The sequence below is a fragment of the Erwinia sp. MYb416 genome (assembly GCF_037479575.1).
Classification (GTDB): Bacteria; Pseudomonadota; Gammaproteobacteria; order Enterobacterales; family Enterobacteriaceae; genus Erwinia; species Erwinia rhapontici.
Window position 1 is genome coordinate 1 of record NZ_JBBGYT010000263.1, and the last position, 616, is coordinate 616.

A 616-nucleotide genomic window follows, 5' to 3' on the forward strand; every position below is an offset into this window, starting at 1 on the left:
TCCTGCTGTTTCAGGCTGAGTTCCTGCATCTCTTTTCTGACCGTTGCGCAGTCACCGCGTGCCTTACATCCCTGAGCTTTCGCTGCAAACTTATCAATCTGCTCAGGCTTCAGGTAATTATTGGTCATCGCGTTGTCGCCGGCCTTGTAGGCATCCACAGCGCCCGCGGTATCGCCGGACACCAGTGAGCCGGTCAGGCTGGTGGCAATAAGAGCCAGGTTCTTAATCGTTTTCTTCTGCTGGTCGTCCAGTTTATCCGTGGCGACATCCGGATAAAGTGACTGATGGATTGCACGGATAGCCAGTTCGCCACCCCCACCACCCACGGCGCCTGCCAGCGCATTCTGCCCACTCATTTCCGCCACAACGCCACCGAGGATCGCATGCGCGAAGGCATTGGTGGCGATCTCCTGCGCAGTCGGATTTTTAGGATCATTAAAGGTCACGTCTTTAATCACCCCGGCAAGATACGGTGAAGAAGCCTGAGCCAGCGCTTTCGCCGGGTCGCCTCCCGCCAGTGCACCAATTGCTGTGACAGCCGCATTTCCCGCTTTAACCCAGGTATCATCCGGGCCGTAGCCTTTCATTGCCTGCTTGTAAGCAGAGCTCTCTTTCA

General features: G+C 56.2%; 1 protein-coding gene. It reads right to left on the reverse strand.

Translation table 11 applies throughout. The features are described from left to right. Positions 1 to 616: VENN motif pre-toxin domain-containing protein (locus WH277_RS02400; RefSeq protein ID WP_339504201.1), on the reverse strand; the 616-nt coding region annotated here is incomplete at both ends.